The 25,571-nt window shown below is 55.4% G+C and carries 23 protein-coding genes; 12 read left to right on the forward strand and 11 right to left on the reverse strand.

Annotated features, from left to right (window positions below):
• Window positions 1–40: 40 nt before the first annotated feature.
• Window positions 41–1,537, reverse strand: a complete 1,497-nt coding sequence (gene pitA / locus EOS98_RS01360) for an inorganic phosphate transporter PitA (protein ID WP_000902764.1) — start codon at window positions 1,535–1,537, stop codon at window positions 41–43.
• Between the two features lie 230 nt (window positions 1,538–1,767).
• Here pitA and EOS98_RS01365 point away from each other — a divergent pair, with 230 nt between their 5' ends.
• The 4 genes from EOS98_RS01365 to EOS98_RS01380 all read left to right on the forward strand — a co-directional run bounded on the left by EOS98_RS01365 (window position 1,768) and on the right by EOS98_RS01380 (window position 8,199).
• Entirely contained in the window at window positions 1,768–2,964 is a 1,197-nt protein-coding gene (locus tag EOS98_RS01365) for an NAD(P)/FAD-dependent oxidoreductase (protein ID WP_000439230.1), read from the forward strand.
• Window positions 2,965–3,269: 305 nt separating this feature from the next.
• Complete coding sequence (locus EOS98_RS01370; RefSeq protein WP_000359836.1) at window positions 3,270–4,337, forward strand: HlyD family secretion protein; 1,068 nt, start codon at window positions 3,270–3,272, stop codon at window positions 4,335–4,337.
• Complete coding sequence (rbbA, locus tag EOS98_RS01375) at window positions 4,334–7,075, forward strand: ribosome-associated ATPase/putative transporter RbbA (RefSeq protein WP_126523771.1); 2,742 nt, start codon at window positions 4,334–4,336, stop codon at window positions 7,073–7,075. The genes EOS98_RS01370 and rbbA overlap by 4 nt, the downstream gene beginning before the upstream one ends.
• A complete protein-coding gene (locus EOS98_RS01380) occupies window positions 7,075–8,199 on the forward strand; it encodes an ABC transporter permease (protein ID WP_126523772.1) in 1,125 nt (374 codons plus the stop codon). Before rbbA ends, EOS98_RS01380 begins: the two co-directional genes overlap by 1 nt.
• A 102-nt stretch (window positions 8,200–8,301) precedes the next feature.
• On the opposite strand, the gene nikR is transcribed toward EOS98_RS01380, so the two are convergent.
• The 3 genes from nikR to EOS98_RS01395 all read right to left on the reverse strand — a co-directional run bounded on the left by nikR (window position 8,302) and on the right by EOS98_RS01395 (window position 10,474).
• Window positions 8,302–8,703 carry a nickel-responsive transcriptional regulator NikR gene (gene nikR / locus EOS98_RS01385; RefSeq protein ID WP_001190057.1) on the reverse strand — a complete coding sequence of 134 codons (402 nt, stop codon included), beginning with the start codon at window positions 8,701–8,703 and terminating at the stop codon, window positions 8,302–8,304.
• Window positions 8,704–8,794: 91 nt separating this feature from the next.
• On the reverse strand, window positions 8,795–9,373 hold the full coding sequence (gene acpT / locus EOS98_RS01390; protein ID WP_126523773.1) for a 4'-phosphopantetheinyl transferase AcpT: 579 nt from the start codon (window positions 9,371–9,373) through the stop codon (window positions 8,795–8,797).
• 51 nt (window positions 9,374–9,424) lie between these two features.
• On the reverse strand, window positions 9,425–10,474 hold the full coding sequence (locus tag EOS98_RS01395) for an AI-2E family transporter (RefSeq protein ID WP_000179589.1): 1,050 nt from the start codon (window positions 10,472–10,474) through the stop codon (window positions 9,425–9,427).
• Between the two features lie 89 nt (window positions 10,475–10,563).
• Here EOS98_RS01395 and EOS98_RS01400 point away from each other — a divergent pair, with 89 nt between their 5' ends.
• A complete protein-coding gene (locus EOS98_RS01400; RefSeq protein ID WP_077677850.1) occupies window positions 10,564–11,823 on the forward strand; it encodes an MFS transporter in 1,260 nt (419 codons plus the stop codon).
• A gap of 3 nt (window positions 11,824–11,826) precedes the next feature.
• On the opposite strand, the gene EOS98_RS01405 is transcribed toward EOS98_RS01400, so the two are convergent.
• Together EOS98_RS01405 and EOS98_RS01410 are read right to left on the reverse strand one after the other, a co-directional pair.
• Window positions 11,827–12,384, reverse strand: a complete 558-nt coding sequence (locus EOS98_RS01405) for a DcrB family lipoprotein (protein WP_001245277.1) — start codon at window positions 12,382–12,384, stop codon at window positions 11,827–11,829.
• A gap of 72 nt (window positions 12,385–12,456) precedes the next feature.
• Window positions 12,457–13,122 carry a 7-cyano-7-deazaguanine/7-aminomethyl-7-deazaguanine transporter gene (locus tag EOS98_RS01410; protein ID WP_000187489.1) on the reverse strand — a complete coding sequence of 222 codons (666 nt, stop codon included), beginning with the start codon at window positions 13,120–13,122 and terminating at the stop codon, window positions 12,457–12,459.
• 169 nt (window positions 13,123–13,291) lie between these two features.
• Between EOS98_RS01410 and tusA the strand changes: the two genes are divergently transcribed.
• Window positions 13,292–13,537 carry a sulfurtransferase TusA gene (tusA, locus tag EOS98_RS01415; RefSeq protein ID WP_001541054.1) on the forward strand — a complete coding sequence of 82 codons (246 nt, stop codon included), beginning with the start codon at window positions 13,292–13,294 and terminating at the stop codon, window positions 13,535–13,537.
• A gap of 23 nt (window positions 13,538–13,560) precedes the next feature.
• On the opposite strand, the gene tcp is transcribed toward tusA, so the two are convergent.
• From tcp to EOS98_RS01430, 3 genes are all read right to left on the reverse strand, one after another.
• Window positions 13,561–15,204: a methyl-accepting chemotaxis citrate transducer gene (gene tcp / locus EOS98_RS01420; protein ID WP_000789682.1), complete on the reverse strand. Its 1,644-nt coding sequence runs from the start codon at window positions 15,202–15,204 to the stop codon at window positions 13,561–13,563.
• 196 nt (window positions 15,205–15,400) lie between these two features.
• Window positions 15,401–17,599: a Zn(II)/Cd(II)/Pb(II) translocating P-type ATPase ZntA gene (gene zntA / locus EOS98_RS01425; protein ID WP_126523774.1), complete on the reverse strand. Its 2,199-nt coding sequence runs from the start codon at window positions 17,597–17,599 to the stop codon at window positions 15,401–15,403.
• A gap of 80 nt (window positions 17,600–17,679) precedes the next feature.
• Complete coding sequence (locus EOS98_RS01430; RefSeq protein ID WP_000964735.1) at window positions 17,680–18,306, reverse strand: lysoplasmalogenase; 627 nt, start codon at window positions 18,304–18,306, stop codon at window positions 17,680–17,682.
• Between the two features lie 141 nt (window positions 18,307–18,447).
• Here EOS98_RS01430 and EOS98_RS01435 point away from each other — a divergent pair, with 141 nt between their 5' ends.
• Window positions 18,448–18,819: a DUF2500 domain-containing protein gene (locus EOS98_RS01435; protein WP_000042852.1), complete on the forward strand. Its 372-nt coding sequence runs from the start codon at window positions 18,448–18,450 to the stop codon at window positions 18,817–18,819.
• 21 nt (window positions 18,820–18,840) lie between these two features.
• Here EOS98_RS01435 and EOS98_RS01440 read toward each other — a convergent pair whose 3' ends face one another.
• Complete coding sequence (locus tag EOS98_RS01440; RefSeq protein ID WP_000906757.1) at window positions 18,841–19,110, reverse strand: DUF1145 family protein; 270 nt, start codon at window positions 19,108–19,110, stop codon at window positions 18,841–18,843.
• On the reverse strand, window positions 19,100–19,696 hold the full coding sequence (rsmD, locus tag EOS98_RS01445) for a 16S rRNA (guanine(966)-N(2))-methyltransferase (protein WP_000743275.1): 597 nt from the start codon (window positions 19,694–19,696) through the stop codon (window positions 19,100–19,102). Before rsmD ends, EOS98_RS01440 begins: the two co-directional genes overlap by 11 nt.
• A gap of 125 nt (window positions 19,697–19,821) precedes the next feature.
• On the opposite strand from rsmD, the gene ftsY reads away from it, so the two are divergent.
• From ftsY to livJ, 5 genes are all read left to right on the forward strand, one after another.
• Window positions 19,822–21,297, forward strand: a complete 1,476-nt coding sequence (gene ftsY / locus EOS98_RS01450) for a signal recognition particle-docking protein FtsY (protein ID WP_023213327.1) — start codon at window positions 19,822–19,824, stop codon at window positions 21,295–21,297.
• Window positions 21,298–21,299: 2 nt separating this feature from the next.
• Window positions 21,300–21,968: a cell division ATP-binding protein FtsE gene (ftsE, locus tag EOS98_RS01455; protein WP_000617729.1), complete on the forward strand. Its 669-nt coding sequence runs from the start codon at window positions 21,300–21,302 to the stop codon at window positions 21,966–21,968.
• The gene (ftsX, locus tag EOS98_RS01460; protein ID WP_126523775.1) at window positions 21,961–23,016 is read left to right on the forward strand and encodes a permease-like cell division protein FtsX; all 1,056 of its coding nucleotides are present in this window, start codon (window positions 21,961–21,963) and stop codon (window positions 23,014–23,016) included. The genes ftsE and ftsX overlap by 8 nt, the downstream gene beginning before the upstream one ends.
• 245 nt (window positions 23,017–23,261) lie before the next feature.
• Entirely contained in the window at window positions 23,262–24,116 is an 855-nt protein-coding gene (gene rpoH / locus EOS98_RS01465; RefSeq protein WP_000159621.1) for an RNA polymerase sigma factor RpoH, read from the forward strand.
• A 321-nt stretch (window positions 24,117–24,437) separates the two neighbouring features.
• Window positions 24,438–25,541, forward strand: a complete 1,104-nt coding sequence (gene livJ / locus EOS98_RS01470) for a branched chain amino acid ABC transporter substrate-binding protein LivJ (RefSeq protein WP_001528146.1) — start codon at window positions 24,438–24,440, stop codon at window positions 25,539–25,541.
• Window positions 25,542–25,571 lie beyond the last annotated feature (30 nt).

Here is a 25,571-nt window from a genome sequence, read left to right on the forward strand (position 1 = left end):
ACAGGCCGGATTAGCGACAGCGCTATCCGGCCCATTTGGCTTAAATAATCTTCAGGGAAAGCCAGTACAGCACGCCGGAAAGAATAATCGCCGCCGGTAACGTAAATACCCAGGCCATCAGAATGCTGGTCACGGTTTTACGCTGCAACCCGCCGCCATCAACGACCATGGTTCCCGCCACTGAAGAGGAGAGTACGTGAGTGGTAGAAACTGGCATACCGGTGTAGCTGGCAAGACCGATAGAGACTGCCGCCGTCATCTGCGCCGACATTCCCTGCGCATACGTCATGCCTTTTTTACCAATTTTCTCGCCGATAGTGGTCGCCACGCGACGCCAGCCGATCATCGTACCAATACCCAGCGCCAACGCCACTGCCATAATGATCCACACCGGCGCATACTCAATGGTGCTTAACATATCGGTCTTCAGCTTTTTCAGCAGGCGCTGGTCATCGCTGCTTACGCCAGGCAATTTCACGACTTTATCGGTCGTGTCGGAAATGCACAGCATAATGCGACGCAACTGACTACGCTGTTCAACGCTTAACTTGTCGTAGCTTTCCACGTTTGCCAGCATCCCTTTCGCACGGTTAAGCGCGTTAATGGTGTTAGCCGGATGGCAGTGGAATTCAGTCGGTTCAGTCGCGCCCGGTTCCGGAGAGGGAATCAGTTGGTCAACGCCGGTGACGGCTTTCAGCAGGTCAGGACGCTGCTCAAAGTACGTTTCGACATTGTTGATAGCATCGCGCGTACGGGTGATTTCGTAGCTGGAGGCATTCATATTGACTACGAAACCCGCAGGCGCGACGCCAATCAGCACCAGCATGACCAGGCCAATGCCTTTCTGACCATCGTTCGCGCCATGCGAAAACGCCACGCCGATAGCTGAGAGGATCAGCGCGATACGCGTCCAGAACGGCGGCTTTTTCTTGCCGTCTTTCTTTTCACGTTCGGCTGGCGTCAGGTGGATACGGGCGCGTTTCTTAGTACCGCTCCAGTAGCGGCGCAGCAAGAAAATCAGACCGCCGGCGAATACCAGACCGACAATAGGGGAGATAATGAGTGAACCGAAAATATTGATAACTTTCGGGATGTTAAGCGCATCCACCACTGACGTGCCGGTCATCATCGCATTGGTTAAACCGATGCCGATAATGGCGCCAATCAGCGTGTGGGAACTGGACGCCGGCAACCCGAAATACCAGGTACCGAGGTTCCAGATAATCGCCGCCAGCAACATGGAAAAGACCATAGCGAGGCCGTGCGCGGAACCCATGTTGAGCAGGAGATCCGTTGGTAGCATATGCACAATGGCATACGCCACGCTGAGACCCCCCAGCAAAACGCCAAAAAAGTTAAACACCGCCGCCATGACAACCGCCAGCTGCGAACGCATCGCACGGGTGTAAATCACGGTTGCGACTGCATTGGCTGTGTCATGGAAGCCGTTAATCGCTTCGTAGAACAGCACAAAAGCCAGAGCAAGCAATAATAAAAGCCCGGTATGTAAATCCAGGCCAGCAAACAAATGTAGCATAGGACGTTACGCCATTTTGAGGACATGAACGCGGCGCATTATCAGTGACTTTGGCGGCGCGGGCAAAGTGAAATATAGACTTTTTTTGATGTACTTCGTGCTTTGTTTGATATCACTAAAGAATTATCTTATATATTTCAGATAAATACCATTTTCAGGCGCTTTTCGCGCTGGTGCGACCACTGAGGAAACTTTACAATTCCCGCCCGAATTTGAGAGAGGAAGGCGATGTGGAAAGGTTTGATGCCGTTATTATAGGCGCTGGCGCAGCGGGCATGTTTTGCGCCGCGCAGGCAGGACAGGCGGGTAGCCGCGTGCTGCTCATCGATAATGGCAAGAAGCCAGGACGTAAAATCCTCATGTCCGGCGGTGGGCGCTGCAACTTTACTAATCTTTATGTTGAGCCTGCTGCGTATTTGAGCCAGAACCCCCATTTTTGTAAATCAGCGTTAGCCCGCTATACCCAGTGGGATTTTATCGATCTGGTCGGCAGGTATGGGATAGCCTGGCATGAGAAAACGCTGGGACAGCTTTTTTGCGATGATTCCGCCCAACGCATTGTCGATATGCTGGTTGCCGAGTGTGACAAAGGCGGCGTAACGATGCGCCTGCGTAGCGAGGTACTGAGCGTCGAGCGTGATGAGTCGGGTTTCGTACTGGCGTTGAACGGCGAGACGGTGACTACGCAAAAGCTGGTGATTGCCAGCGGTGGCCTGTCGATGCCGGGGCTTGGCGCATCACCGTTTGGCTATAAAATCGCCGAACAGTTTGGTCTCAAGGTGTTGCCGACGCGCGCCGGGCTGGTGCCCTTTACGCTACACAAGCCGCTGTTAGAACAGCTCCAGACGCTGTCTGGCGTCTCTGTGCCCTGCGTAATTACCGCCCGCAATGGCACGGTATTTCGGGAAAACCTACTTTTTACCCATCGTGGGCTGTCCGGCCCCGCTGTTTTACAGATTTCCAGCTACTGGCAACCGGGAGAGTTAGTGAGCATTAACTTATTGCCGGACCTCTCGCTGGAAGACGTTCTCAATGAACAGCGTAACGCGCACCCGAACCAGAGTCTGAAGAACACGCTGGCGATGCATCTGCCGAAACGGCTGGTGGAGTGTTTACAACAGTTGGGGCACATCCCGGATGTATCGCTCAGACAGTTGAACGTTCGTGACCAGCAGGCGTTGGTTGACACGCTTACTGCCTGGCAAGTGCAGCCTAACGGCACCGAAGGCTATCGGACAGCGGAAGTGACGCTGGGCGGCGTGGATACAAACGAACTATCATCGCGGACTATGGAAGCGCGCCGCGTGCCGGGTCTCTATTTTATCGGCGAAGTGATGGACGTCACCGGCTGGTTGGGCGGCTATAACTTCCAGTGGGCGTGGTCGAGCGCCTGGGCCTGCGCGCAGGATTTGGCGGCAAAACGCTAAGTACCATTACAAACAATAAGCGAATAGACATCCCGGACAGAGGTGTTAGTATCGATTTATAGCAGTTATGAGTATGCGTGTTTCATTTACGGCCAGGAACGCTGATGATGACAACATTACTCCCTCTTTTCCGGGTACCTACATCATTCACTCCCTTTGACGGCGAGCGCTTCATCGGCGTCTGTTCGTCGTCTGGCCCCTTTTCTTTTTTCATTCTTATCCCGAATGGAAACCCCCGCTGAGCGCACGCCCGGCGGACTTTGTGACACGCATGGTTAGACAACAGGGATTACGGCGGGTCGATTATGGACAAAATGAAGCGTCATCTGGTGTGGTGGGGAGCGGGGATTCTTGTGGCGGTGGCCGCGATAGCCTGGTGGATGCTGCGCCCTGCGGGAATACCGGAGGGTTTTGCCGCCAGCAACGGCAGAATTGAAGCCACCGAAGTGGATATTGCCACTAAGATTGCCGGGCGTATTGATACCATCCTCGTTTCGGAAGGGCAGTTCGTTCGTCAGGGCGAGGTGCTGGCGAAAATGGATACCCGCGTACTGCAGGAGCAGCGGCTGGAGGCGATTGCGCAGATTAAAGAGGCCGAGAGCGCAGTTGCCGCCGCCCGCGCCTTGCTGGAGCAACGCCAGAGTGAAATGCGCGCCGCGCAGTCGGTCGTCAAACAGCGGGAAGCTGAGCTGGACTCCGTCTCTAAACGTCACGTGCGTTCCCGTTCGCTGTCGCAGCGTGGCGCGGTATCTGTACAACAGTTAGATGACGATCGCGCGGCGGCGGAAAGCGCGCGCGCCGCCCTCGAGACCGCCAAAGCGCAGGTATCTGCGGCAAAAGCGGCGATTGAGGCGGCGCGTACCAGTATTATCCAGGCGCAAACGCGCGTGGAAGCGGCGCAGGCGACCGAGCGGCGTATTGTCGCCGACATCGACGACAGCGAATTAAAAGCGCCGCGCGATGGACGCGTGCAGTACCGCGTTGCGGAGCCGGGCGAAGTGTTATCGGCTGGCGGCCGGGTGTTGAACATGGTCGATCTCAGCGATGTTTATATGACATTTTTCCTGCCGACCGAACAGGCGGGGTTGTTGAAGATCGGCGGCGAAGCGCGACTGGTGCTGGACGCCGCGCCGGATCTGCGTATTCCGGCGACGATCAGTTTTGTCGCCAGCGTGGCGCAGTTCACGCCCAAAACCGTGGAAACCCACGATGAACGGCTGAAGCTGATGTTCCGTGTCAAAGCGCGTATTCCGCCAGAGCTACTGCGACAGCATCTGGAATATGTCAAAACCGGTTTGCCGGGAATGGCCTGGGTTCGTCTGGATGAGCGCGTGCCCTGGCCTGACGCTCTAAGCGTGAGGCTGTCGCAATGACGTCGCTGACGCTGGTGCCTGTTCCTCCCGTGGCGCAGCTTGAGGGGGTGAGCCAGCATTACGGAAAAACGGTCGCGCTGAACAATATCACGCTGGACATTCCCGCCCGTAGTATGGTCGGGCTGATTGGTCCGGACGGGGTGGGTAAGTCGAGCCTGCTGTCGCTGATTTCTGGCGCGCGGGTGATTGAGCAAGGGAACATTATCGTCCTGGGCGGCGATATGCGCGATGCGAAACATCGCCGCGACGTCTGTCCGCGCATCGCCTGGATGCCGCAGGGGTTGGGGAAAAACCTTTATCACACGTTATCGGTTTATGAGAACGTCGATTTTTTCGCTCGTCTCTTTGGTCATGACAAAGCTGAACGCGAAGCGCGTATTACCGAGCTGCTGAACAGCACCGGCCTGGCGCCGTTTCGTGACCGTCCTGCCGGGAAGCTGTCCGGTGGGATGAAACAAAAGCTGGGGTTGTGCTGTGCGCTGATTCATGACCCGGAATTGCTGATTCTTGATGAGCCTACCACCGGCGTGGACCCGCTCTCCCGCGCTCAGTTCTGGGACTTAATCGACAGTATCCGCCAGCGCCAGACCAATATGAGCGTGTTGGTTGCAACGGCCTATATGGAAGAGGCGGAGCGTTTTGACTGGCTGGTGGCGATGAATGCGGGCGAGATACTGGCAACCGGCAGCGCGCAGCAACTGCGGGCAAAAACCCATAGCGCGACGCTGGAACAGGCGTTTATCGCCCTGTTGCCAGAAGCGCAGCGCCAGGCGCATAAGCCAGTGGTGATCCCGCCGTATCACGCTGAGCAGGAAGAGATTGCCATTGAGGCGAAAGATCTGACCATGCGCTTCGGTAAGTTCGTCGCGGTTGACCATGTTAATTTCCGCATTCCGCGCGGCGAGATTTTTGGCTTCCTCGGTTCAAACGGTTGCGGCAAATCGACCACCATGAAAATGCTGACCGGTCTGCTTCCCGCCAGCGAAGGCCAGGCCTGGCTATTTGGCCAGCCGGTAGACCCGAACGACATCGATACCCGTCGCCGGGTCGGGTATATGTCGCAGGCTTTTTCGCTCTATAACGAACTCACCGTGCGGCAGAATCTGGAACTTCATGCCCGCCTGTTTCATATTCCGCCAGCGGAGATCCCGGCGCGCGTCGCGCAGATGATCGAACGCTTTATGCTAACGGAGGTGGAAGATACGCTCCCCGCTTCGTTGCCGCTTGGTATCCGCCAGCGTTTATCGCTGGCGGTAGCGGTGATCCATCGCCCGGAAATGCTGATTCTTGATGAGCCAACGTCCGGCGTTGATCCGGTCGCCAGGGATATGTTCTGGCAGCTTATGGTCGATCTTTCGCGTCAGGATAAGGTGACGATTTTTATCTCGACCCATTTTATGAACGAAGCGGAACGTTGCGACCGAATGTCATTGATGCACGCCGGTAAAGTGCTCGCCAGCGGTACGCCGCAGGAATTGGTGCAACAGCGGGGCGCGGCCAATCTGGAGGCGGCGTTTATTTCCTGGCTACAGGAAGCTGCGGGAGCGGCGCCTGAAACCCCAATACCGCCATCCCAGACGCCCGCCGCGTCAGGTAAACCGTCGCGGCAGGGATTGAGCTTCCGGCGTTTGTTCAGCTACAGTCGCCGCGAAGCGCTGGAGCTACGCCGCGATCCGGTACGTTCCACGCTGGCGCTGCTGGGAACGGTAATTCTGATGCTGATTATGGGCTATGGCATCAGTATGGACGTGGAGAACCTGCGTTTTGCCGTACTCGACCGCGATCAAACCGTCAGCAGCCAGGCATGGTCGCTCAATCTGGCGGGATCGCGCTATTTTATCGAACAGCCGCCGCTCGCCAGCTATGACGAGCTTGACCGGCGGATGCGTTCGGGAGAGTTGGCGGTTGCCATTGAGATCCCGCCTAATTTTGGCCGCGATATTGCTCGCGGTACGCCAGCGCAGATTGGCGTCTGGGTGGATGGCGCCATGCCCAGCCGCGCCGAGACGGTGAAGGGGTACGTTCAGGCGATGCACCAAAGCTGGCTGCAGGAGGCGGCAAGTCGTCAGCCGAACCCGGTTAAACAGACCGGGCTGCTCAACATTGAAACGCGCTATCGTTATAACCCGGATGTGAAAAGTCTGCCCGCTATCGTTCCGGCGGTCATTCCGCTGCTGCTCATGATGATCCCGTCAATGCTTAGCGCCCTGAGCGTGGTGCGGGAGAAAGAGTTGGGGTCGATGATTAATCTGTACGTAACGCCGACGACGCGCAGCGAATTTTTGCTGGGTAAACAACTGCCATATATCGCGCTGGGTATGCTGAACTTCTTGCTACTGTGCGCGCTGTCGGTCTTTGTGTTCGGCGTGCCGCTGAAAGGCAGCTTTCTCACGCTTACCCTCGCGGCGCTACTTTACGTCATCATCGCCACCGGTCTGGGGCTGCTGATCTCCACGTTTATGAAGAGCCAAATCGCCGCTATTTTTGGGACGTCGATTATTACCCTCATTCCGGCAACACAATTTTCCGGCATGATCGATCCGGTGGCTTCGCTGGAAGGACCGGGAAGATGGATCGGCGAGATCTACCCGACCAGCCATTTTCTGACGATCGCGCGCGGGACGTTTTCCAAAGCGTTGGATCTGTCCGATCTCTGGCCGTTATTTATGCCGTTACTGATTGCCGTCCCGGTGGTGATGGGTCTGAGCATTCTGCTGCTGAAAAAACAGGAGGGGTAATGCGCGGATTACGTAATATTTATAACCTCGGCGTCAAAGAACTGCGCAGTCTGCTAGGCGACAAAGCGATGCTGTCGCTGATCGTCTTCGCCTTTACGATTTCGGTTTACTCCTCCGCTACCGTCCTGCCCGGTTCGTTGCATCTTGCCCCTATCGCCATCGCCGATATGGATCAGTCACAGTTGTCGAACCGTATTGTGAATAGTTTTTACCGCCCGTGGTTTCTGCCGCCGGAGATGATTACGGCAACGGAAATGGATGCCGGACTGGATGCCGGACGCTATACCTTTGCGATCAATATTCCGCCGAATTTCCAGCGTGATGTGCTGGCCGGACGTCAGCCTGATATTCAGGTTAACGTCGATGCGACGCGCATGAGTCAGGCGTTTACCGGCAACAGTTATATCCAGAATATTATTAGCGGCGAGGTCAACAGCTTTGTGGCGCGCGCGCGGGGAGATAACGTTCAGCCGGTGTCGCTGGAGATTCGGATGCGCTTTAACCCGAATCTGGACCCGGCGTGGTTTGGCGGCGTGATGGCGATTATCAACAACATTACCATGCTGGCGATAGTGCTGACCGGATCGGCGCTGATCCGCGAGCGAGAACACGGCACGGTAGAGCATCTGTTGGTGATGCCGGTCACGCCCTTTGAGATCATGATGGCGAAAGTGTGGTCGATGGGGCTGGTTGTGCTGGTGGTTTCCGGTTTGTCTTTGATGCTGATGGTGAAAGGCGTGCTTGGCGTGCCGATTGAAGGATCGATCCCATTGTTTATGTTGGGCGTGGCGCTGAGCCTGTTCGCCACCACTTCAATTGGGATTTTTATGGGCACCATCGCCCGTTCGATGCCGCAGCTGGGGTTATTAATGATTCTGGTACTGTTACCGCTACAAATGCTTTCCGGCGGTTCCACGCCGCGCGAAAGTATGCCGCAGGCGGTGCAGGATATTATGCTGACCATGCCGACGACGCATTTTGTCAGCCTTGCCCAGGCTATTCTTTATCGCGGCGCAGGTTTGAGCATCGTCTGGCCGCAGTTCCTGACCCTGCTGGCGATAGGCGGCGTGTTCTTCCTGATAGCGCTGTTACGCTTCAGAAAAACGATTGGCACAATGGCGTAAACATTATTGCCGGATGGCGGCTGCGCCTTATCTGGCCTACAAACGACAGACGTGCGAGCGTAGGCCGGGCAAGCGAAGCGCCCCCGGCAAGGCGCTGGGGCGTTAGTCTTCTTTCGGCAAGCACTGCAAGTGGCCGTGGCGCACGCCGCGCTGGGCGATAACATCATCGGCAAAATGCTGTACGTCGCCCATATCGCCCTTCAGAACGGCGATCTCCAGACAGTCATCGTGGTTGATATGGACGTGCAGCGTGGCGACGGATAAATCATGATGATGATGCTGGGTGGAGACGATGCGGCTGGCTAAATCCCGTTTCTCATGTTCATAAACATATGAAAGTACCGCGAAACCCTGTGTGCCGTGTTCCTGGGTGGCCTCCTGCGCCAGAGCGCCGCGCAGAATATCACGGATCGCTTCGGAGCGATTGTTATAGCCGCGTCGCTGGCTCAGGCTGTCCAGCGTTTCCAGTAAATCGTCATCGAGGGTGATGGTGACACGTTGCATCTGACTTAAACCTTTTGGTATGGCGCGTCGGCGCATGGGAAGCTCCGCATTTTGTAACACACGTCCGCCGCCAGAGGGAAAAATTAATGTGTCATAACGCTTTCGTTATCGTCTGCGGCGTCAGCGTAAACGGTGTGGGGGTACAGACTGCCAGACTGAGCGTATCGAGCTGACACTGGCTGACCGACAAGGCAGAGGGCAACGTGCTGTCCACGCTGACGATTTGCCAGGCGCTGCCGCCGCGTTGTTTTACGATGGCTTCTTTACGCGTCCAGATACGCCAGAAGGCCGCCAGTTGTCGCTCCGGACGTTCCGCTTCCATTTCAGCATGTTCGCCGAGGCTGAATACCGCATTTGCCAGCGAACGCCAGTTATCGCGCGGGCGGATCACTTCAATATCGCAGCCGACTTCACCTTCGTCGCTAAGCAACAGAGCAATAGTGTCGCCGCTATGACTGAGGTTAAACCACAGCGGCGCTCCGGCGGAAAAAGCCGGTTTACCCTGTTCGCCATACACCATCTCCGGTAGTGGCGAGAGCGCACGGGAAAGCAGCACGCGCCCGGCCAGCCAGCTTGACCGGCGAACGCCCTGCGGCGCCTGAGCGATTAACGCGTCGGGCAATTGACCTGCGCTTAATGTTGACACTTTTCCCAGAACGACCTGGTACATATCAGGACCAACGTTGCCTATGAAGAAGAGGAGATTGTAGCATCTGTCGCCTCATCCCGGTAAACGGCTTTTCGGTCGGCCTGGCCCCAGTAAGATCGCCAGTTTGCTGCCGCCTTTAGTGGTTTCCATCCAGATTTTGCAGACGCTGGTCAAAGGAACGGACAAGAGCATCCCGACCGGGCCTAATAGCCATCCCCAGACCAATAACGAAAGAAATACCACCAGCGTGGACATTCCCAGACGATGGCCCATCATGCGTGGCTCCATAATGTTGCCAATCACCATATGGACCACCAAAAAGAGCGCGCCGACCAGTACGCACTCGTAAAAACCGTTAAATAACAGCGCCTGAATCATGGGGGGAACGGCGGAAATCACCGAGCCGATATTAGGAACGTAATTGAGCAAAAAGGCCAGTACGCCCCACATTAGCGCAAACTGAATACCCATTAACGCCAGCCCCAGCCAGATAATCGCGCCCGTCCATAAACTGAGCAGCGTTTTCAGCGCCAGATAATGCGAGACGCCTTTCAGGGCGCGGTGCAGGCCGGCAATATGGATTTGTGGATTGTTAAGCGCGAAACGTAATTTATAAGGCACGTGACGCACCTCAAACAGCATAAAAACCACGGTCATCACCAGTAGCACAATGCTTGCCATCGCGCCCGATACGCCGGTCATTAATGTTGTGGTGAAGAGCATGATTTTATCGGAATCCATCCCGCGGAGCATACGTTCCGGCGACATATGTAAATTCAGGAAGGGCATTAACTCCTGAAGGTGTAAGACCTTACGCGTCAGCTCCTTGCTGTATTTAGGCAGCATAGCGATAAATTCATTAAGCGATGCGGCAAGCACACCCACCAGCGCGGTAAGCACGATCAGCATGACAACCACCACGATAGTAATCGCCAGCGGTCGCTTCACGCCCCGGCGAATAAACCAGGTCACTAATGGATTAAGAACAATGGCGAAAAAGAGCGCCAACAAGAGTTGTACAATAATATCCGCCGCGGCATGAATCCCGGCGAGAATAATAACCAGGGAGGCCAGTTTCAGCAGAATATGCATACCCGTTTTGTCGGGTTGAGCGGTTGCCATGAAGTTTTCCTTGTTGTGTTTTTTTCTAAGTGTAGCGGCTGCCCTGATACCGATAATCTGAATCTCACTACTGATTTTCACCGCGCGCCATGATAGAAAAGAAAACATGTTGTAAAAATGCGGTGATACTCATGCCCGAACCCGTCGCTGAACCGGCGCTAAACGGATTGCGCCTCAATCTGCGTATTGTCTCCATTGTGATGTTTAACTTTGCCAGCTACCTGACCATCGGCCTGCCGCTCGCCGTCTTGCCCGGCTATGTGCATGATGCGATGGGATTCAGCGCGTTCTGGGCGGGGCTTATTATCAGCCTGCAATACTTCGCCACTCTGTTAAGCCGTCCCCATGCCGGGCGGTATGCGGATGTATTAGGGCCGAAAAAAATCGTTGTCTTTGGCTTATGCGGCTGTTTTTTAAGCGGACTCGGCTACCTGCTGGCGGATATCGCCAGCGCCTGGCCGATGATCAGTTTGTTGCTACTGGGGCTGGGTCGCGTGATTTTGGGGATTGGGCAAAGTTTTGCCGGCACCGGTTCGACACTGTGGGGCGTCGGCGTCGTCGGGTCGTTGCATATTGGTCGGGTCATCTCCTGGAACGGTATCGTCACCTACGGCGCAATGGCGATGGGCGCGCCGCTGGGCGTGCTGTGTTATGCCTGGGGCGGGTTACAGGGACTGGCGCTAACGGTGATGGGCGTGGCGCTGTTGGCGGTACTGTTAGCCCTTCCACGTCCGTCGGTGAAGGCGAACAAAGGCAAGCCGCTGCCGTTTCGCGCGGTGCTGGGGCGTGTCTGGCTGTATGGTATGGCGTTGGCGCTGGCCTCGGCAGGGTTTGGCGTCATCGCGACGTTTATTACCTTATTTTATGATGCTAAAGGTTGGGATGGCGCCGCCTTTGCGCTCACGTTATTTAGCGTCGCGTTTGTCGGCACGCGTTTGCTGTTCCCTAACGGCATCAATCGTTTAGGCGGGTTGAATGTCGCCATGATCTGCTTTGGCGTGGAGATTATTGGTCTGTTACTGGTGGGGACGGCAGCCATGCCGTGGATGGCAAAAATCGGCGTTTTACTCACGGGGATGGGGTTTTCGCTGGTCTTTCCGGCGCTGGGCGTGGTGGCCGTCAAAGCCGTGCCGCCGCAGAACCAGGGCGCGGCGCTGGCGACCTATACCGTCTTTATGGATATGTCTTTGGGGGTTACCGGGCCGCTGGCGGGGCTGGTGATGACCTGGGCGGGCGTGCCGGTGATTTATCTGGCGGCGGCCGGGCTGGTAACGATGGCGCTATTGCTGACCTGGCGCTTAAAAAAACGGCCTCCGTCTGCACTGCCGGAGGCCGCATCATCATCGTAAAGGTTACTTAATAACCAACGTATTGATGATGTTTTCAGCCGTGGTTTGCGCTTTTTGCTGATTGTCCGCAGGCAGCGTGACCTGAATCGTCAGCAATTGGTTATCCACTTTGCCCAGCACGATGGAAGAGTACGCCGTCTGGCCTTTCGCGGAGATAATGCTGTCCAGTTGTTGCAACGTATGGCCTTTGAGCTCAATAGACTTATTGGTGACCACCTGAAGCTGCGGGTCGCGGCTACGCTGTTGCTCAAGCAGGCGGTTCGCCAGCACCGGCAACGCTTCATCGGTATTATCGCCGACGATAACAATCACCGCTTTCTGGCCCGTCGGGTCAGAATAAACGTGCATATTATTCGCCTGGGTGCCCAGCTTACCGCTTTGATCGGTCATATCCGCCGGCAGTGAGAAACTGAGTTTGCCATCCATCAGGCTGATGGGCTGACCGGAGGCCTGGCTTTCTGCGGCGGCGCTTTCTGCCGACGCTTTTGTATCGTTGTTATCACAGGCCGCAAGCCCCATAACCAGCAGGCCAATACCGGCATATTTAACCAAATTGCGCATTGACTTCTTCCTTTCGATAAACGGCCATAACGGCTCATTCGCTCATCTTATCACAACTCGGAAAACGAACCTTTAACTTGCCGGTAATGGGGAAATTTCAGATTTATCTGCCAGCTTTTTCAGCAACATATTCAGTAGAACGCCGTACATCGGCAGGAAGAAAATAATGCTGATGAGCACCTTAAAGCAATAATCCACCAACGCAATTTCCATCCAGTGCCCGGCCATAAAGGCATCGGGGCTTCGCCAGAACGCAATGAAGAAAAAGGCAAGGGTATCGCTGATATTGCCAAACAGCGTTGAAGCGGTCGGCGCCAGCCACCAGCGACGATTTTGGCGCAGGCGGTTAAACACATGGACATCAAGGATCTGTCCCAGCGCGTAGGCCATAAAGCTGGCGGCGGCGATACGGGCGACAAACAGATTAAAGTTCGCCAGCGCGGCGAAACCTTGCCAGGCGCCCATATAGAACAGCGATGACACCACATACGACACCAGCAGCGCGGGGATCATGACGGCGAAGATAATGCGGCGCGCCAGCGGTGCGCCAAAAATACGCACGGTAAGATCGGTGGCGAGAAAAATAAAAGGAAAACTAAACGCGCCCCAGGTCGTGTGGAAACCAAAAATAGTGATGGGGAGCTGCACCAGATAGTTACTGGAAATGATCACCAGTAAATGGAATAGCGATAGCCAGAACAACGCTTTTATGCGCTGTGATTGTGTAAACGGAGTCATATTGTGACCTTTTTGTTGGATGGGGTGAGGGAACCCAATAAAGAACCGCCGCATAATACTGTTTTGCGCTGGCATTGCAATGGCTAATTTTCACGCAATCGTTAACCTGCCTGGCTTACTGACGAAGATGGGCGTAAAATATCGCCGTTTTTCTACCATTGAGACGAAGATGAGCGATCTGTTTTCCTCCCCTGACCATACGCTTGACGCCCTGGGGCTGCGTTGCCCTGAACCGGTAATGATGGTGCGCAAAACGGTGCGCAACATGCAAACTGGCGAAACATTGCTGATTATCGCCGACGATCCGGCGACGACGCGTGATATTCCGGGGTTCTGTACCTTTATGGAACACGATTTGCTGGCGCAAGAGACGGAGGGTCTGCCGTACCGTTATTTATTGCGTAAAGCGCATTAACTGCACGGCAGATAGCATTCTGATTAGAAGCTTTCCCAGTTCGCCTGTTCTGCGGCGGGCTGTGGTGTTAAACCTTTGCTTAACGGCGTCGGCGACGCCTCCCGACGAGGCTGTTTCTGGATGCGGAACGCGGCGACCGCCTGACGAAGTTCGTTAGCTTGATCTTCCAGCGCCGCCGCCGCTGCTGCGGATTCTTCTACCAGCGAGGCGTTTTGCTGCGTCACGCTGTCCATTTCCGATACCGCCTGCGCCACCTGCTCAATGCCTTTGCTTTGCTCATCGGAGGCAGAGGCGATTTCGCCCATAATATCGGTCACGCGGGTCACGGCGTTGACGATCTCTTTCATGGTTTCTCCCGCTTCGCGTACCTGCGTAGAGCCGGTATCAATGCGCGACACGGAGTTTTCAATCAGCACTTTGATCTCTTTGGCGGCCTGCGCGCTACGGCTGGCCAACGTGCGTACCTCTCCGGCCACAACCGCGAATCCTCGCCCCTGTTCGCCGGCGCGGGCGGCTTCTACCGCGGCGTTCAGCGCCAGGATATTAGTCTGGAAGGCGATACCGTCAATCACGCTGGTGATGTCCACGATTTTTTCCGAGCTTTCGGCGATATCGTTCATGGTGCTCACTACGTTATCCACCACGCGTCCTCCTTTACGCGCGGTTTCTGATGCGGTTTTCGCCAGACCCGTCGCTTGGCGTGCGTTATCGGTGTTTTGCCGTACCGTGGCGGTTAACTGTTCCATGCTGGCGGCGGTCTCCTCCAGCGCCGAGGCCTGCTGTTCGGTACGGGAAGAGAGGTCGCTGCTGCCGGCGGAAATTTCACCTGCGCCAGTATAGATAGAGTCTGCGTTATCGCGCACCGCGCTGACGGTACGGATTAACGACTGCTGCATCGTTTTGAGACCGGCAGCCAGTTGGCCCATTTCACTGCGTCCTTCGGCCTCTATCTCATGGGTAAGATCGCCGTCGGCGATAGTTTGAATGTGCGCCATAATCCGTTGCAGCGGGCGGAGTAGAACGCGTTGCAGCCCCAGCCAGATAAACGCCAGTACGATGAGCACGATAAGTAGAATTATCCCCAGCGTCCATTGCATCTGGGTAAAACTGCTCTGATTCTGATCGCTGGCTAATTTTATTAATTGCGCATTTTGAGAGAGCCACTGGTCATATACCTGCTCCATGTCATCCTGCGCTTTTTGCGCGTCAAGGTTGCCATAGGCGGCGTAATTATCGGCTTTAAGATAGTGGATAGACTGCTGCAAAACGTCATACATCTGCTTAAAGCTGGCTTCGGCCTGGGCATCCAACGCCGGATCTTTGCCTGCGATCGCTTCGGAGTTCACGTAGTTGTTGAAATGCTTTTCCGCTTCGTTGAGCGACGCGCCAGCGTTGGTTAACAGCGTGTTCATGGCGTCCAGTGAGGCGGGATCGCGCTGATTTTTTAACATGCGTATCGCCACGCGGTTAATGGTGACGCGGGTTTCGATCAATGTCTGAAAACTGCCGCCCAGTTCCTGTTGTTGGTAACTCAGCGCGCTCGCATTCTGGAAATTCAGCCGATCGCTGCTGACGGCGGAATAAAACAGTATTCCTGTCACCAGCAATAAGGCGCTAAATATGCCCAGCGTCGCGATAACGCCAGTGATGACTTTGATATTTTTCATAGTGCCTAACATTCCTTATTTTGTAGACGGTATGATCAATATCGGTTGGATAAAAATTAACCTTACATCAAATCACGCTATTTCTGATTAATGGTTTGATAAGTAATAGAAAATAAATAATTTTCGCGTGAATAATATGAACAAAGAAAGGAATACTGCGGGATAACCCGGCGACACGCCGCCGGGTGGGAGAAGATTAGTTTTTACGCAGCAAACGTAGCGCGTTGGCAGTCACCAATACCGTGGCTCCCGTATCCGCCAGGATTGCCAGCCATAGCCCGGTAAAACCAAGTAGCGTCGTCACCAGGAAAATGGCTTTCAGCCCCAGCGCAATGGTGATGTTCTGCCGGATATTCGCGTGGGTAGCGCGCGCCAGCGTAATCATTTGCGCTAACCCGCGCAGACGGTTATGAGTAAGGGCGGCGTCAGCCGTTTCCAGCGCGACGTCAGTACCGCTGCCCATCGCAATTCCGATACTGGCGGCTTTCATCGCGGGCGCATCATTAATGCCGTCGCCCACCATTGCCAGCGGCGCTTGTTGGTTAAGGGCGGTGACTGCCCGCACCTTGTCTTCCGGCAGTAGTCCGGCTTTAAATGCCAGATCCAGCTCGCCGGCAATCGCTGCCGCCGCCCGTGGGTTATCGCCGGTCAGAATCACGCCGTTAACGCCTAACTGATGCAGTTCGCGGATGGCGTCGCGCGCATCGTCACGCAACGTATCCTGGAGGGCGAGGACGCCAAGTACGGTCTCGTTACTCAGCACCAGAACCACCGTCTGCCCGGCGTTTTCCAGTTCGCTAATTTGCCCGGCAAACGCTGCCGCAGGCTGTTTTCCCGCCGCGCAAATCAGAATTCGTTCGCCGTTAACCTGCGCTTCAATCCCGGTGCCGGCCAGCGTTCGCTGCGATTCCGCCGTCGGGATCGCCAGATCGCGTGTCTGCGCTTCGCGGACAATAGCCTGCGCCAGCGGGTGCGTAGCGCCTTGTTCTACGGCTGCCGCCAGCGCCAACAGTTCAGCTTCGCTGATACCGCTTGCCGGATGAATCGCCGTCACCCGTGGTTTACCAATGGTCAACGTGCCGGTTTTATCAAAGGCGACCTGCGTGATACGGCCCAGTTGCTCCAGCGCTGCGCCGCCTTTAATCAATGCGCCGCGCCGTGCCGCCGCCGCCAGCCCGGAGGTAATGGCCGCGGGCGTGGAGATCACCAGCGCGCACGGGCAACCGATTAATAGCAGCGTCAGCCCTTTATAAATCCACTCCTGCCAGCCGCCATCGAACATCAGCGGCGGAATAAGCGTCACCAGCAACGCGATAACCATAATGACCGGCGTATAGATGCGGCTGAAACGGTCAATAAACCGCTCAATAGGCGCACGGCGCTCTTCCGCCTCTTCAATCAGCGTCAGGATACGGTCAATCGCGCTGGCGCCAGGTTCAGATAGCACCTCCAGGGTGACGAGACGGTCAACGCTGGTCGCGCCTGCCGGAACTTTGTCGCCCGTTGCGCGCTCCACAGGGATAGACTCGCCGGTGAGCGCGCTTTCATCAAAGCTGGCGAAACCGGAAACCAGTTTACCGTCGGCGGGTAAACGCCCCCCGGCGGCGACTTCGATAATATCGCCCGGTCGCAGGGTATTAATAGCGACCTCTTCCCGCACGCCGTCGCGCAGACGGGTCGCCGTTTCCGGTTTAAGCGCCATTAACGCGCTGACGCCTTTACGGGCGCGGCTGGCGGCCCATCCTTCCAGGCGCTCGCCGATGAGGAACAGCAGCAATACCATTGCCGCCTCCGCCGTCGCGCCAATAAACAGCGCGCCAATGGCGGCGACGCTCATCAGCGTTTCAATAGCGAACCAACTGCCGCTTTTCATCAGCCGCAGCGCCTGGCGGGCAATAGGATACAGACCGACCAGAGTGGTGACGATAAAGGCCAGTTGGCCGAACGGGTGGTTAAATTGCTCCAGCCCCCAGCTTATCGCCATCATAATGATCAGCGTAATAAGCGGCAGGTTCTCTTTAAGACGAGATTCAGGCGCGGCGTCGCGCGAATCTTCACTACGCAAGGTATAACCCGCCTTCTGTACGGCGCGTTCAATTTGCCCGCGGAGGTCAGTGTCGGCATCGACCACTAACTTTTCGGTGGCGAACAGCACTTGCGCCTGGTTGACGCCGCGAATTTGGCGTACCGCATTCTCCACTTTTCGGGCGCAGGCGGCGCAGTCCATGCCGGAGATTTTCCAGGTATAGCGCGTGCCTGCCACGGCAGTAGAAACAGGCGCGCTGGACGCGCAATGTTCTTCGCAGCAGCAGCTATCGGCCTTCTGTATTGCCGGGGCTAATCTGAAGGAGGTAAAGGGCGGGACTTTTTTGCCATCGGTATCAGGGGTCGACATAACGTCCTCCGGTTGATGATAATTTTCTCATTAACCGGAGGATACACTCTGGAGTCGACTCCAGAGTCAAGCGCTATTATTTACAGGTACAGCGAGCGAACAATCAGGAAGTGTCCTGCAAAGTAGCAGGCGGCGGCAATCGCGTTATCCGCCCGGAAACGGCGGCGGTAATGGCTACCCAGCCAGACGATATTGCCGATGAACAGCAGCGTCGCGCCGGTAAAGGCCGAAAGGGCTGGCGCCGTTGGGCGGAAGAACCACAGTTCGCCCGCCAGCCAGACCATGACCAGCGTCATGGCGATAAAAGTACATACCGGCCAGCGTAGCTCCTCCAGTCGCGTCCAGATAACGGCGATAAGCAACGCGCCGACTATCAGTAACGCCAGCGGCAGCGGCCAGAAGAACGACAACGTCATTTGGCTGGCAAAGTAAATGGTGTAGAGCAGATGCGATAAGAAAAATGCCCCGACGGCGTACAGCAGGCGTTGACGCGGTAAGAGCGTTAACGCATCGCCGACCAGCGAGGCGCACAGCCCGGCCAACACAAGATAACTGATAGCGTCAAACATCGGCGCTTGCCAGGCCAGTAACAGCAACAGTAATAACGTGACGGGCTTAAAAACCCAGCGTTGCCAGGCTGGCCCGCGATAGGAGGCGTCCACATACAGCCATGCGGACAGGCAGACAGCGATAAACGACCAAAGCATCTTAATTCCTTGAATTCGTTATTTTTTCGCAAACGGTATGCTTGCGGCTCTATTATTCAGTGTAGAGGCCGTGACGGTCAGATGACAACACTATAACGGGCAGGGTATGCTTATTTCCGCATTTTCTGACAGGTTAACAGTATGAGTAAGCCACCGCTTTTCTTCATTATAATCATCGCATTAATCGTGGTTGCCGCGTCGTTTCGCTTCGTTCAGCAACGGCGGGAAAAAGCCGCTAATGAGGCGGCGCCGTTACAGCAAAAGCTGGTCGTGGTCAGCAGTAAACGGGAGAAGCCGGTTAATGACCGACGCTCTCGCCAGCAGGAAGTGAGCCCGGCGGGAACCAGTATGCGCTATGAGGCCAGTTTTAAGCCGCTCAATGGCGGTCTGGAAAAAACGTTCCGTTTACAAGCGCAGCAGTACCACGCTTTGACGGTGGGCGATCAAGGTACGCTAAGCTATAAGGGAACGCGGTTCGTCGGATTTGTTAGCCGTACCCCGGATAACGAATAAACCGTCATCCGGCAGCAAACGTTATTTTTTGTTCTTAAACTTCTTCTGCCAGACCAGCAGCTCAAACACGCCGAACAGGAAAATGCGGATTTTCTCTCCCGTCGTCATCTGCGGACCCGCTTTCGGTATCGTTGATTTCAGCAACGCCAGTTGCATACCGTGCATCAGCGCCATGAACACCAACGCCACGTTGACGAAGATATTGAGCGGGCGCGGGAAGGGATGCACCAGATTAAGAATCAAAAATGCCCACACGAAGAGCATTAATAAGCGGCCCAGATTAATCAACATCATTTTCTCCTTGCGCGTCGCGCTGATACAGACGATAAGCGACCTGTCCGGCCACCTTTTCTCGATACAATGCCCAGTTCGCCGGAACGGGCGGCAGACCGTTTTCCACCTCGCTTTCTACGTAGATTAGCGCGTCGTCGGCCAGCCATCCCTGGGTTTCCAGCAATTGTAACGTCTCTTCCAGCAGCCCTTTACGAAACGGCGGGTCGACAAAGACGACGTGATGCGGCGTCCCCGGCTGGCTGAGGAAGGCCAGAGTATTGGTATTGACGACGCGAGCATTGTTGGCTTTCAGCGTCGCCAGATTTTTTTGCAACTGCTGCGAAACGGCGCGATCCATTTCCAGTAACGTTGCCTGGGCCGCATAACGCGATAGCGCTTCCAGACCCAGCGCGCCGCTGCCGGCAAAGCAATCCAGACAATGGGCGTCTACCATTACCGGAGCCAGCCAGTTAAATAACGTTTCGCGCACGCGATCGGTGGTGGGACGCAGACCCGGGCTGTCCGGAACCGGTAATTTACGGCCACGCCATTGCCCGCCAATAATGCGGATTTGGCCGCTGCCAGAGTGAGTCGGTTTTTTCATTTCTCTTGCTCGAACCGCCTGTTGCAAGTTATTCCAGGCGGTGATGTGAATTAAGTTAAGTGATAGACTATTTCATCATTTTTTTAGCTTCCATGTATATAGCGCCGCGAGGGGTGTAGTCGCAGATGGCAAAACAGAAAAAACGTGGCTTCTTTTCCTGGTTGGGCTTCGGTGATAAAGAGCAGAAGCAGGAACAGACCGAAGAACAGCAGATTGTTGAGGAACAACGACCGGTTGAGCCCCCTGTTGAAACGGCGGCAGACGTAGACGCGCAAACGCCCGCGCACAGCAAAGCAGAAACAGAAGCCTTTGCGGAAGAGGTGGTGGACGTTACTGAGAAAGTTCAGGAGAGCGAAAAACCGCAGCCGGTAGAGCCGGAGCCCGCGACGGCTGTTGAGACGGCAGCGCCGCAGATCGCGGTGGAACGCGAGGAATTGCCGCTGCCGGAAGAGGTCAAAGACGAGGCTATCTCGCCGGAAGAGTGGCAGGCCGAAGCGGAAACTGTAGAGGTCATTGCCGCGGTAGAAGAAGAGGGCGAAAACGCGGCGAAATTCACCGACGAAGAGCTGGAAGCGCAGGCGCTGGCCGCTCAGGCGGCGGAAGAGGCGGTGATGGTTGTTCCGCCGGCGGAAGAAGACGCGCCGGTGGAAGCGATCGTTCAGGAACAGGAAAAACCGACTAAAGAAGGTTTCTTTGCCCGCCTGAAACGCAGCCTGCTGAAAACCAAAGAAAATCTCGGTTCCGGATTTATCAGTCTGTTCCGCGGCAAGAAAATCGACGATGATTTGTTCGAGGAGCTGGAAGAGCAGTTGCTCATCGCTGATGTCGGGGTAGAAACCACGCGTAAGATTATCGCTAATCTGACGGAAGGCGCCAGCCGCAAACAGCTTAAAGATGCTGAGGCGCTGTATGGTCTGTTGAAAGACGAGATGGGCGAGATTCTGGCGAAGGTAGACGAACCGCTTAATATTGAAGGTAAAACGCCTTTTGTTATTCTGATGGTCGGCGTGAACGGCGTGGGTAAAACCACCACTATCGGTAAACTGGCGCGCCAGTTTGAGCAGCAGGGTAAATCAGTGATGCTGGCGGCGGGGGATACTTTCCGCGCGGCGGCGGTCGAACAGCTACAGGTCTGGGGACAGCGTAACAACATTCCGGTTATCGCCCAGCATACCGGCGCGGACTCCGCCTCGGTGATTTTTGACGCTATCCAGGCCGCGAAGGCGCGTAATGTGGATGTGTTAATTGCCGATACGGCAGGGCGTCTGCAGAACAAGTCGCACCTGATGGAAGAGCTGAAAAAAATCGTTCGCGTCATGAAAAAGCTGGACGAAGAAGCGCCACATGAAGTTATGCTGACCATTGACGCCAGCACCGGACAGAACGCGGTAAGCCAGGCCAAACTGTTCCATGAAGCGGTAGGCTTAACCGGTATTACCCTGACCAAGCTGGACGGTACGGCGAAAGGCGGGGTGATTTTCTCGGTAGCTGACCAGTTTGGCATTCCTATCCGTTACATTGGCGTGGGCGAACGTATCGAGGATTTGCGTCCGTTTAAGGCGGACGATTTTATTGAGGCACTTTTTGCCCGAGAGGATTAACAATGATTCGCTTTGAACATGTCAGCAAGGCCTATCTCGGCGGGAGACAAGCGCTGCAGGGAGTGACATTCCATATGCGGCCAGGCGAGATGGCGTTTCTGACCGGCCACTCCGGCGCGGGGAAAAGTACCCTGCTGAAGCTAATCTGTGGGATTGAGCGGCCCAGCGCCGGCAAAATCTTCTTCAGTGGGCATGATATTACGCGCCTGAAAAACCGCGAAGTGCCGTTTTTGCGCCGCCAGATTGGGATGATTTTCCAGGATCACCATCTGCTGATGGATCGCACGGTCTATGACAATGTGGCGATACCGTTAATCATTGCCGGTGCCAGCGGCGATGATATCCGTCGTCGTGTGTCGGCGGCGCTGGATAAGGTTGGACTACTGGACAAAGCGAGAAACTTCCCGATTCAACTCTCCGGAGGCGAACAACAGCGCGTGGGCATCGCCCGCGCGGTGGTCAATAAGCCAGCGGTATTGCTGGCGGATGAACCGACCGGGAACCTGGACGACGCGTTGTCGGAAGGGATTTTACGTCTGTTTGAAGAGTTTAACCGCGTAGGGGTGACGGTACTGATGGCGACGCACGATATTGGACTTATCTCCCGTCGTTCCTATAGGCAGCTCGTCCTGAGCGATGGACATCTGCATGGAGGCCTGGCCAATGAATAGGCGCGACGCGATTAACCAAATCAGGCAGTTCGGCGGACGGCTGGATCGACTGCGTAAGTCTCGCGGCGGAACAGGCGGCGGGCGCAACGCGCCAGGACGCCAGAAGCCGACGCCGAAACCGAACTCACGTAAAACAAATGTCTTTAATGAACAGGTGCGCTATGCCTGGCACGGTGCGCTGCAAGATCTGAAAAGCAAACCGCTGGCGACGTTTCTGACGGTGATGGTGATCGCCATCTCCCTGACGCTGCCCAGCGTCTGTTACATGGTCTATAAGAACGTCAACCAGGCGGCGACTCAGTATTATCCGTCGCCGCAGATCACTGTTTATCTGCAAAAAACGCTGGATGATGATGCGGCGGCGCGGGTTGTTGGGCAGCTTCAGGCCGAGCAGGGCGTTGAAAAGGTCAACTACCTGTCCCGTGAGGACGCGCTGGGAGAATTCCGCAACTGGTCGGGTTTTGGCGGCGCGCTGGACATGCTGGAAGAGAACCCGCTGCCGGCAGTGGCGGTGGTGATCCCCGAGCTGGACTTCCAGAGTACCGCCTCGCTTAATACGCTGCGCGACCGTATCTCGCAGATTAACGGCATTGACGAAGTCCGCATGGATGATAGCTGGTTTGCGCGCCTGGCGGCGCTCACCGGGCTGGTGGGCCGCGTGTCGGCGATGATCGGCGTGCTGATGGTCGCGGCGGTCTTCCTCGTTATCGGCAACAGCGTGCGCCTGAGCATTTTTGCCCGTCGCGATACCATTAACGTGCAAAAGCTGATTGGCGCGACCGATGGCTTTATCCTGCGTCCGTTCCTCTATGGCGGCGCGTTGCTCGGTTTTTCCGGCGCGTTTCTTTCACTGATATTGTCTGAAATTTTGGTGATGCGTTTATCATCGGCGGTGACTGAAGTGGCGCAGGTCTTCGGCACGAAGTTTGATCTCAATGGCTTATCGTTCGATGAGTGCCTGTTGCTGCTGCTGGTCTGTTCCATGATTGGCTGGATCGCCGCCTGGCTGGCCACGGTGCAACATTTACGTCACTTTACTCCCGATTGATAAAATCGTGGTATAATCTTTCCCTGCAATGGGTTTCCGTTCGCAGGGAAAGAGTCCCTGTTGTCTCTTCCCCGCGCGTCATCTTTATGTCACAAGATTTGTGCAAATTATGCACAGCGTTACATTGAACTTGTGGATAAAATCACTGTCTGATAAAAGAGTGGATGATATTCTCGTTGCTCATCGGCTTTGGCACGGTTGTTGCTCGCTGACGGTGCCAGGCAATACTGATTGAGAGGATTTGAATGACCAAAGAAATGCAAAATTTAGCTTTAGCCCCTGTTGGCAACCTGGAATCTTATATCCGGGCGGCGAACGCGTGGCCGATGTTATCGGCTGACGAGGAGCGGGCATTGGCTGAAAGGCTGCATTACCAGGGCGATCTGGAAGCAGCTAAAACGCTGATCCTGTCTCACCTGCGCTTTGTTGTTCATATTGCTCGTAACTATGCGGGCTATGGTCTGCCGCAGGCGGATTTGATCCAGGAAGGCAACATCGGCCTGATGAAAGCCGTACGTCGTTTTAACCCGGAAGTAGGCGTGCGCCTGGTCTCCTTCGCCGTACACTGGATTAAAGCAGAAATTCACGAATACGTGCTGCGTAACTGGCGTATCGTTAAAGTCGCAACCACGAAAGCGCAGCGTAAGCTGTTCTTTAATCTGCGTAAAACCAAGCAGCGTCTGGGCTGGTTTAATCAGGATGAGGTTGAAATGGTGGCGCGCGAACTGGGTGTTTCCAGTAAAGACGTGCGTGAGATGGAGTCGCGTATGGCGGCGCAGGACATGACGTTTGACATGTCTTCGGACGATGAGTCCGACAGCCAGCCAATGGCGCCGGTGCTGTATCTGCAGGATAAATCGTCTAACTTTGCCGACGGCATTGAAGACGATAACTGGGAAGAGCAGGCCGCTAACCGACTGACCGATGCGATGCAGGGGCTCGACGAGCGTAGCCAGGATATTATCCGCGCTCGCTGGCTGGACGAAGACAATAAGTCTACGTTGCAGGAGCTGGCCGATCGTTACGGCGTCTCCGCTGAGCGTGTGCGCCAGCTTGAAAAGAACGCCATGAAAAAGCTTCGCGCTGCGATCGAAGCGTAATCTTCGCGAATTGCCAATGAACCCTCGAATGTGAATTCGGGGGTTTTGTTTTTTGTAGGCCGGATAAGGCGTTTACCCTGCCATCCGGCAATACGTTTGCCCGATGGCGCTTCGCTTATCGGGCCTACGGGCCCTTCCTCTCCCCCACCGACACAAATCTGTTATCTGAATGTAAATTTAGCTATTCCAAAATAATAAAAATCGGGTATGTTTTAGCAGAGTATGCTGCTAAAGCACGGGTAGCTAGCCAATAATCGAAATAAAGTGCTGAACAATAACACCACAACACACGTAACAACCAGAATAATGGGGATTATCAGGATGAATATGAAGGGTAAAACGTTATTGGCAGGATGTATCGCCCTGTCATTAAGCCATATGGCATTCGCAGAGGACATTAAAGTCGCGGTTGTCGGCGCGATGTCCGGTCCGGTGGCGCAGTATGGCGACCAGGAATTTACCGGTGCGGAGCAGGCAATTGCCGATATCAATGCGAAAGGCGGTATTAAAGGCGATAAGCTCGTCGCGGTGAAATATGACGACGCCTGCGACCCGAAACAGGCGGTAGCTGTCGCTAACAAAGTGGTGAACGACGGCATCAAGTATGTTATCGGACACTTATGCTCCTCTTCCACACAGCCAGCCTCTGATATCTACGAAGACGAAGGTATCCTGATGATAACCCCGGCGGCGACCGCGCCGGAGCTGACCGCACGCGGCTATAACCTGATTTTGCGCACGACCGGCCTGGACTCTGACCAGGGGCCAACGGCGGCAAAGTATATTCTGGAGAAGGTAAAACCGCAGCGCATCGCGATTATCCACGATAAGCAGCAGTACGGCGAAGGGCTGGCGCGCGCGGTGCAGGACGGTCTGAAGAAAGGCGGCGTTAACGTCGTATTCTTTGACGGCATCACCGCTGGCGAAAAAGATTTCTCCACTCTGGTTGCGCGCCTGAAGAAAGAGAATATCGACTTTGTCTACTACGGCGGTTATCACCCGGAAATGGGGCAGATCCTGCGTCAGTCCCGCGCCGCAGGGCTGAAAACCCAGTTTATGGGGCCGGAAGGGGTAGCGAACGTGTCGCTGTCTAACATCGCCGGAGAGTCGGCGGAAGGCTTACTGGTCACTAAACCGAAGAACTACGATCAGGTGCCAGCGAACAAACCGATTGTGGATGCCATCAAAGCCAAGAAACAAGATCCTAGCGGCGCGTTTGTCTGGACCACCTACGCCGCGCTGCAATCCTTACAGGCGGGGCTGAACCACTCCGACGATCCGGCGGAAATCGCCAAATACCTGAAAGGCGCCACGGTCGACACCGTAATGGGACCGCTGTCGTGGGATGAGAAGGGCGATCTGAAAGGATTTGAGTTCGGCGTGTTTGACTGGCATGCGAATGGTACGGCGACAGACGCTAAGTAATTTTCCTGGCGCCTTTCGCGCTGCAGGTGC

Source organism: Salmonella sp. SSDFZ69, assembly GCF_004010755.1.
GTDB classification, from domain to species: domain Bacteria; phylum Pseudomonadota; class Gammaproteobacteria; order Enterobacterales; family Enterobacteriaceae; genus Salmonella; species Salmonella enterica.

Coding starts and splice junctions, on each gene's coding strand:
- ftsX (WP_126523775.1), top strand. CDS start 21,961: ATGAATAGGCGCGACGCGATTAACCAAATCAGGCAGTTCGGCGGACGG.
- pitA (WP_000902764.1), bottom strand. CDS start 1,537: ATGCTACATTTGTTTGCTGGCCTGGATTTACATACCGGGCTTTTATTA.
- rpoH (WP_000159621.1), top strand. CDS start 23,262: ATGACCAAAGAAATGCAAAATTTAGCTTTAGCCCCTGTTGGCAACCTG.
- livJ (WP_001528146.1), top strand. CDS start 24,438: ATGAATATGAAGGGTAAAACGTTATTGGCAGGATGTATCGCCCTGTCA.
- acpT (WP_126523773.1), bottom strand. CDS start 9,373: ATGTACCAGGTCGTTCTGGGAAAAGTGTCAACATTAAGCGCAGGTCAA.
- EOS98_RS01400 (WP_077677850.1), top strand. CDS start 10,564: ATGATAGAAAAGAAAACATGTTGTAAAAATGCGGTGATACTCATGCCC.
- EOS98_RS01395 (WP_000179589.1), bottom strand. CDS start 10,474: ATGGCAACCGCTCAACCCGACAAAACGGGTATGCATATTCTGCTGAAA.
- rsmD (WP_000743275.1), bottom strand. CDS start 19,696: ATGAAAAAACCGACTCACTCTGGCAGCGGCCAAATCCGCATTATTGGC.
- ftsY (WP_023213327.1), top strand. CDS start 19,822: ATGGCAAAACAGAAAAAACGTGGCTTCTTTTCCTGGTTGGGCTTCGGT.
- nikR (WP_001190057.1), bottom strand. CDS start 8,703: ATGCAACGTGTCACCATCACCCTCGATGACGATTTACTGGAAACGCTG.
- tusA (WP_001541054.1), top strand. CDS start 13,292: ATGAGCGATCTGTTTTCCTCCCCTGACCATACGCTTGACGCCCTGGGG.
- rbbA (WP_126523771.1), top strand. CDS start 4,334: ATGACGTCGCTGACGCTGGTGCCTGTTCCTCCCGTGGCGCAGCTTGAG.
- EOS98_RS01380 (WP_126523772.1), top strand. CDS start 7,075: ATGCGCGGATTACGTAATATTTATAACCTCGGCGTCAAAGAACTGCGC.
- EOS98_RS01405 (WP_001245277.1), bottom strand. CDS start 12,384: ATGCGCAATTTGGTTAAATATGCCGGTATTGGCCTGCTGGTTATGGGG.
- tcp (WP_000789682.1), bottom strand. CDS start 15,204: ATGAAAAATATCAAAGTCATCACTGGCGTTATCGCGACGCTGGGCATA.
- zntA (WP_126523774.1), bottom strand. CDS start 17,599: ATGTCGACCCCTGATACCGATGGCAAAAAAGTCCCGCCCTTTACCTCC.
- EOS98_RS01370 (WP_000359836.1), top strand. CDS start 3,270: ATGGACAAAATGAAGCGTCATCTGGTGTGGTGGGGAGCGGGGATTCTT.
- EOS98_RS01440 (WP_000906757.1), bottom strand. CDS start 19,110: ATGTTGATTAATCTGGGCCGCTTATTAATGCTCTTCGTGTGGGCATTT.
- ftsE (WP_000617729.1), top strand. CDS start 21,300: ATGATTCGCTTTGAACATGTCAGCAAGGCCTATCTCGGCGGGAGACAA.
- EOS98_RS01410 (WP_000187489.1), bottom strand. CDS start 13,122: ATGACTCCGTTTACACAATCACAGCGCATAAAAGCGTTGTTCTGGCTA.
- EOS98_RS01435 (WP_000042852.1), top strand. CDS start 18,448: ATGAGTAAGCCACCGCTTTTCTTCATTATAATCATCGCATTAATCGTG.
- EOS98_RS01430 (WP_000964735.1), bottom strand. CDS start 18,306: ATGCTTTGGTCGTTTATCGCTGTCTGCCTGTCCGCATGGCTGTATGTG.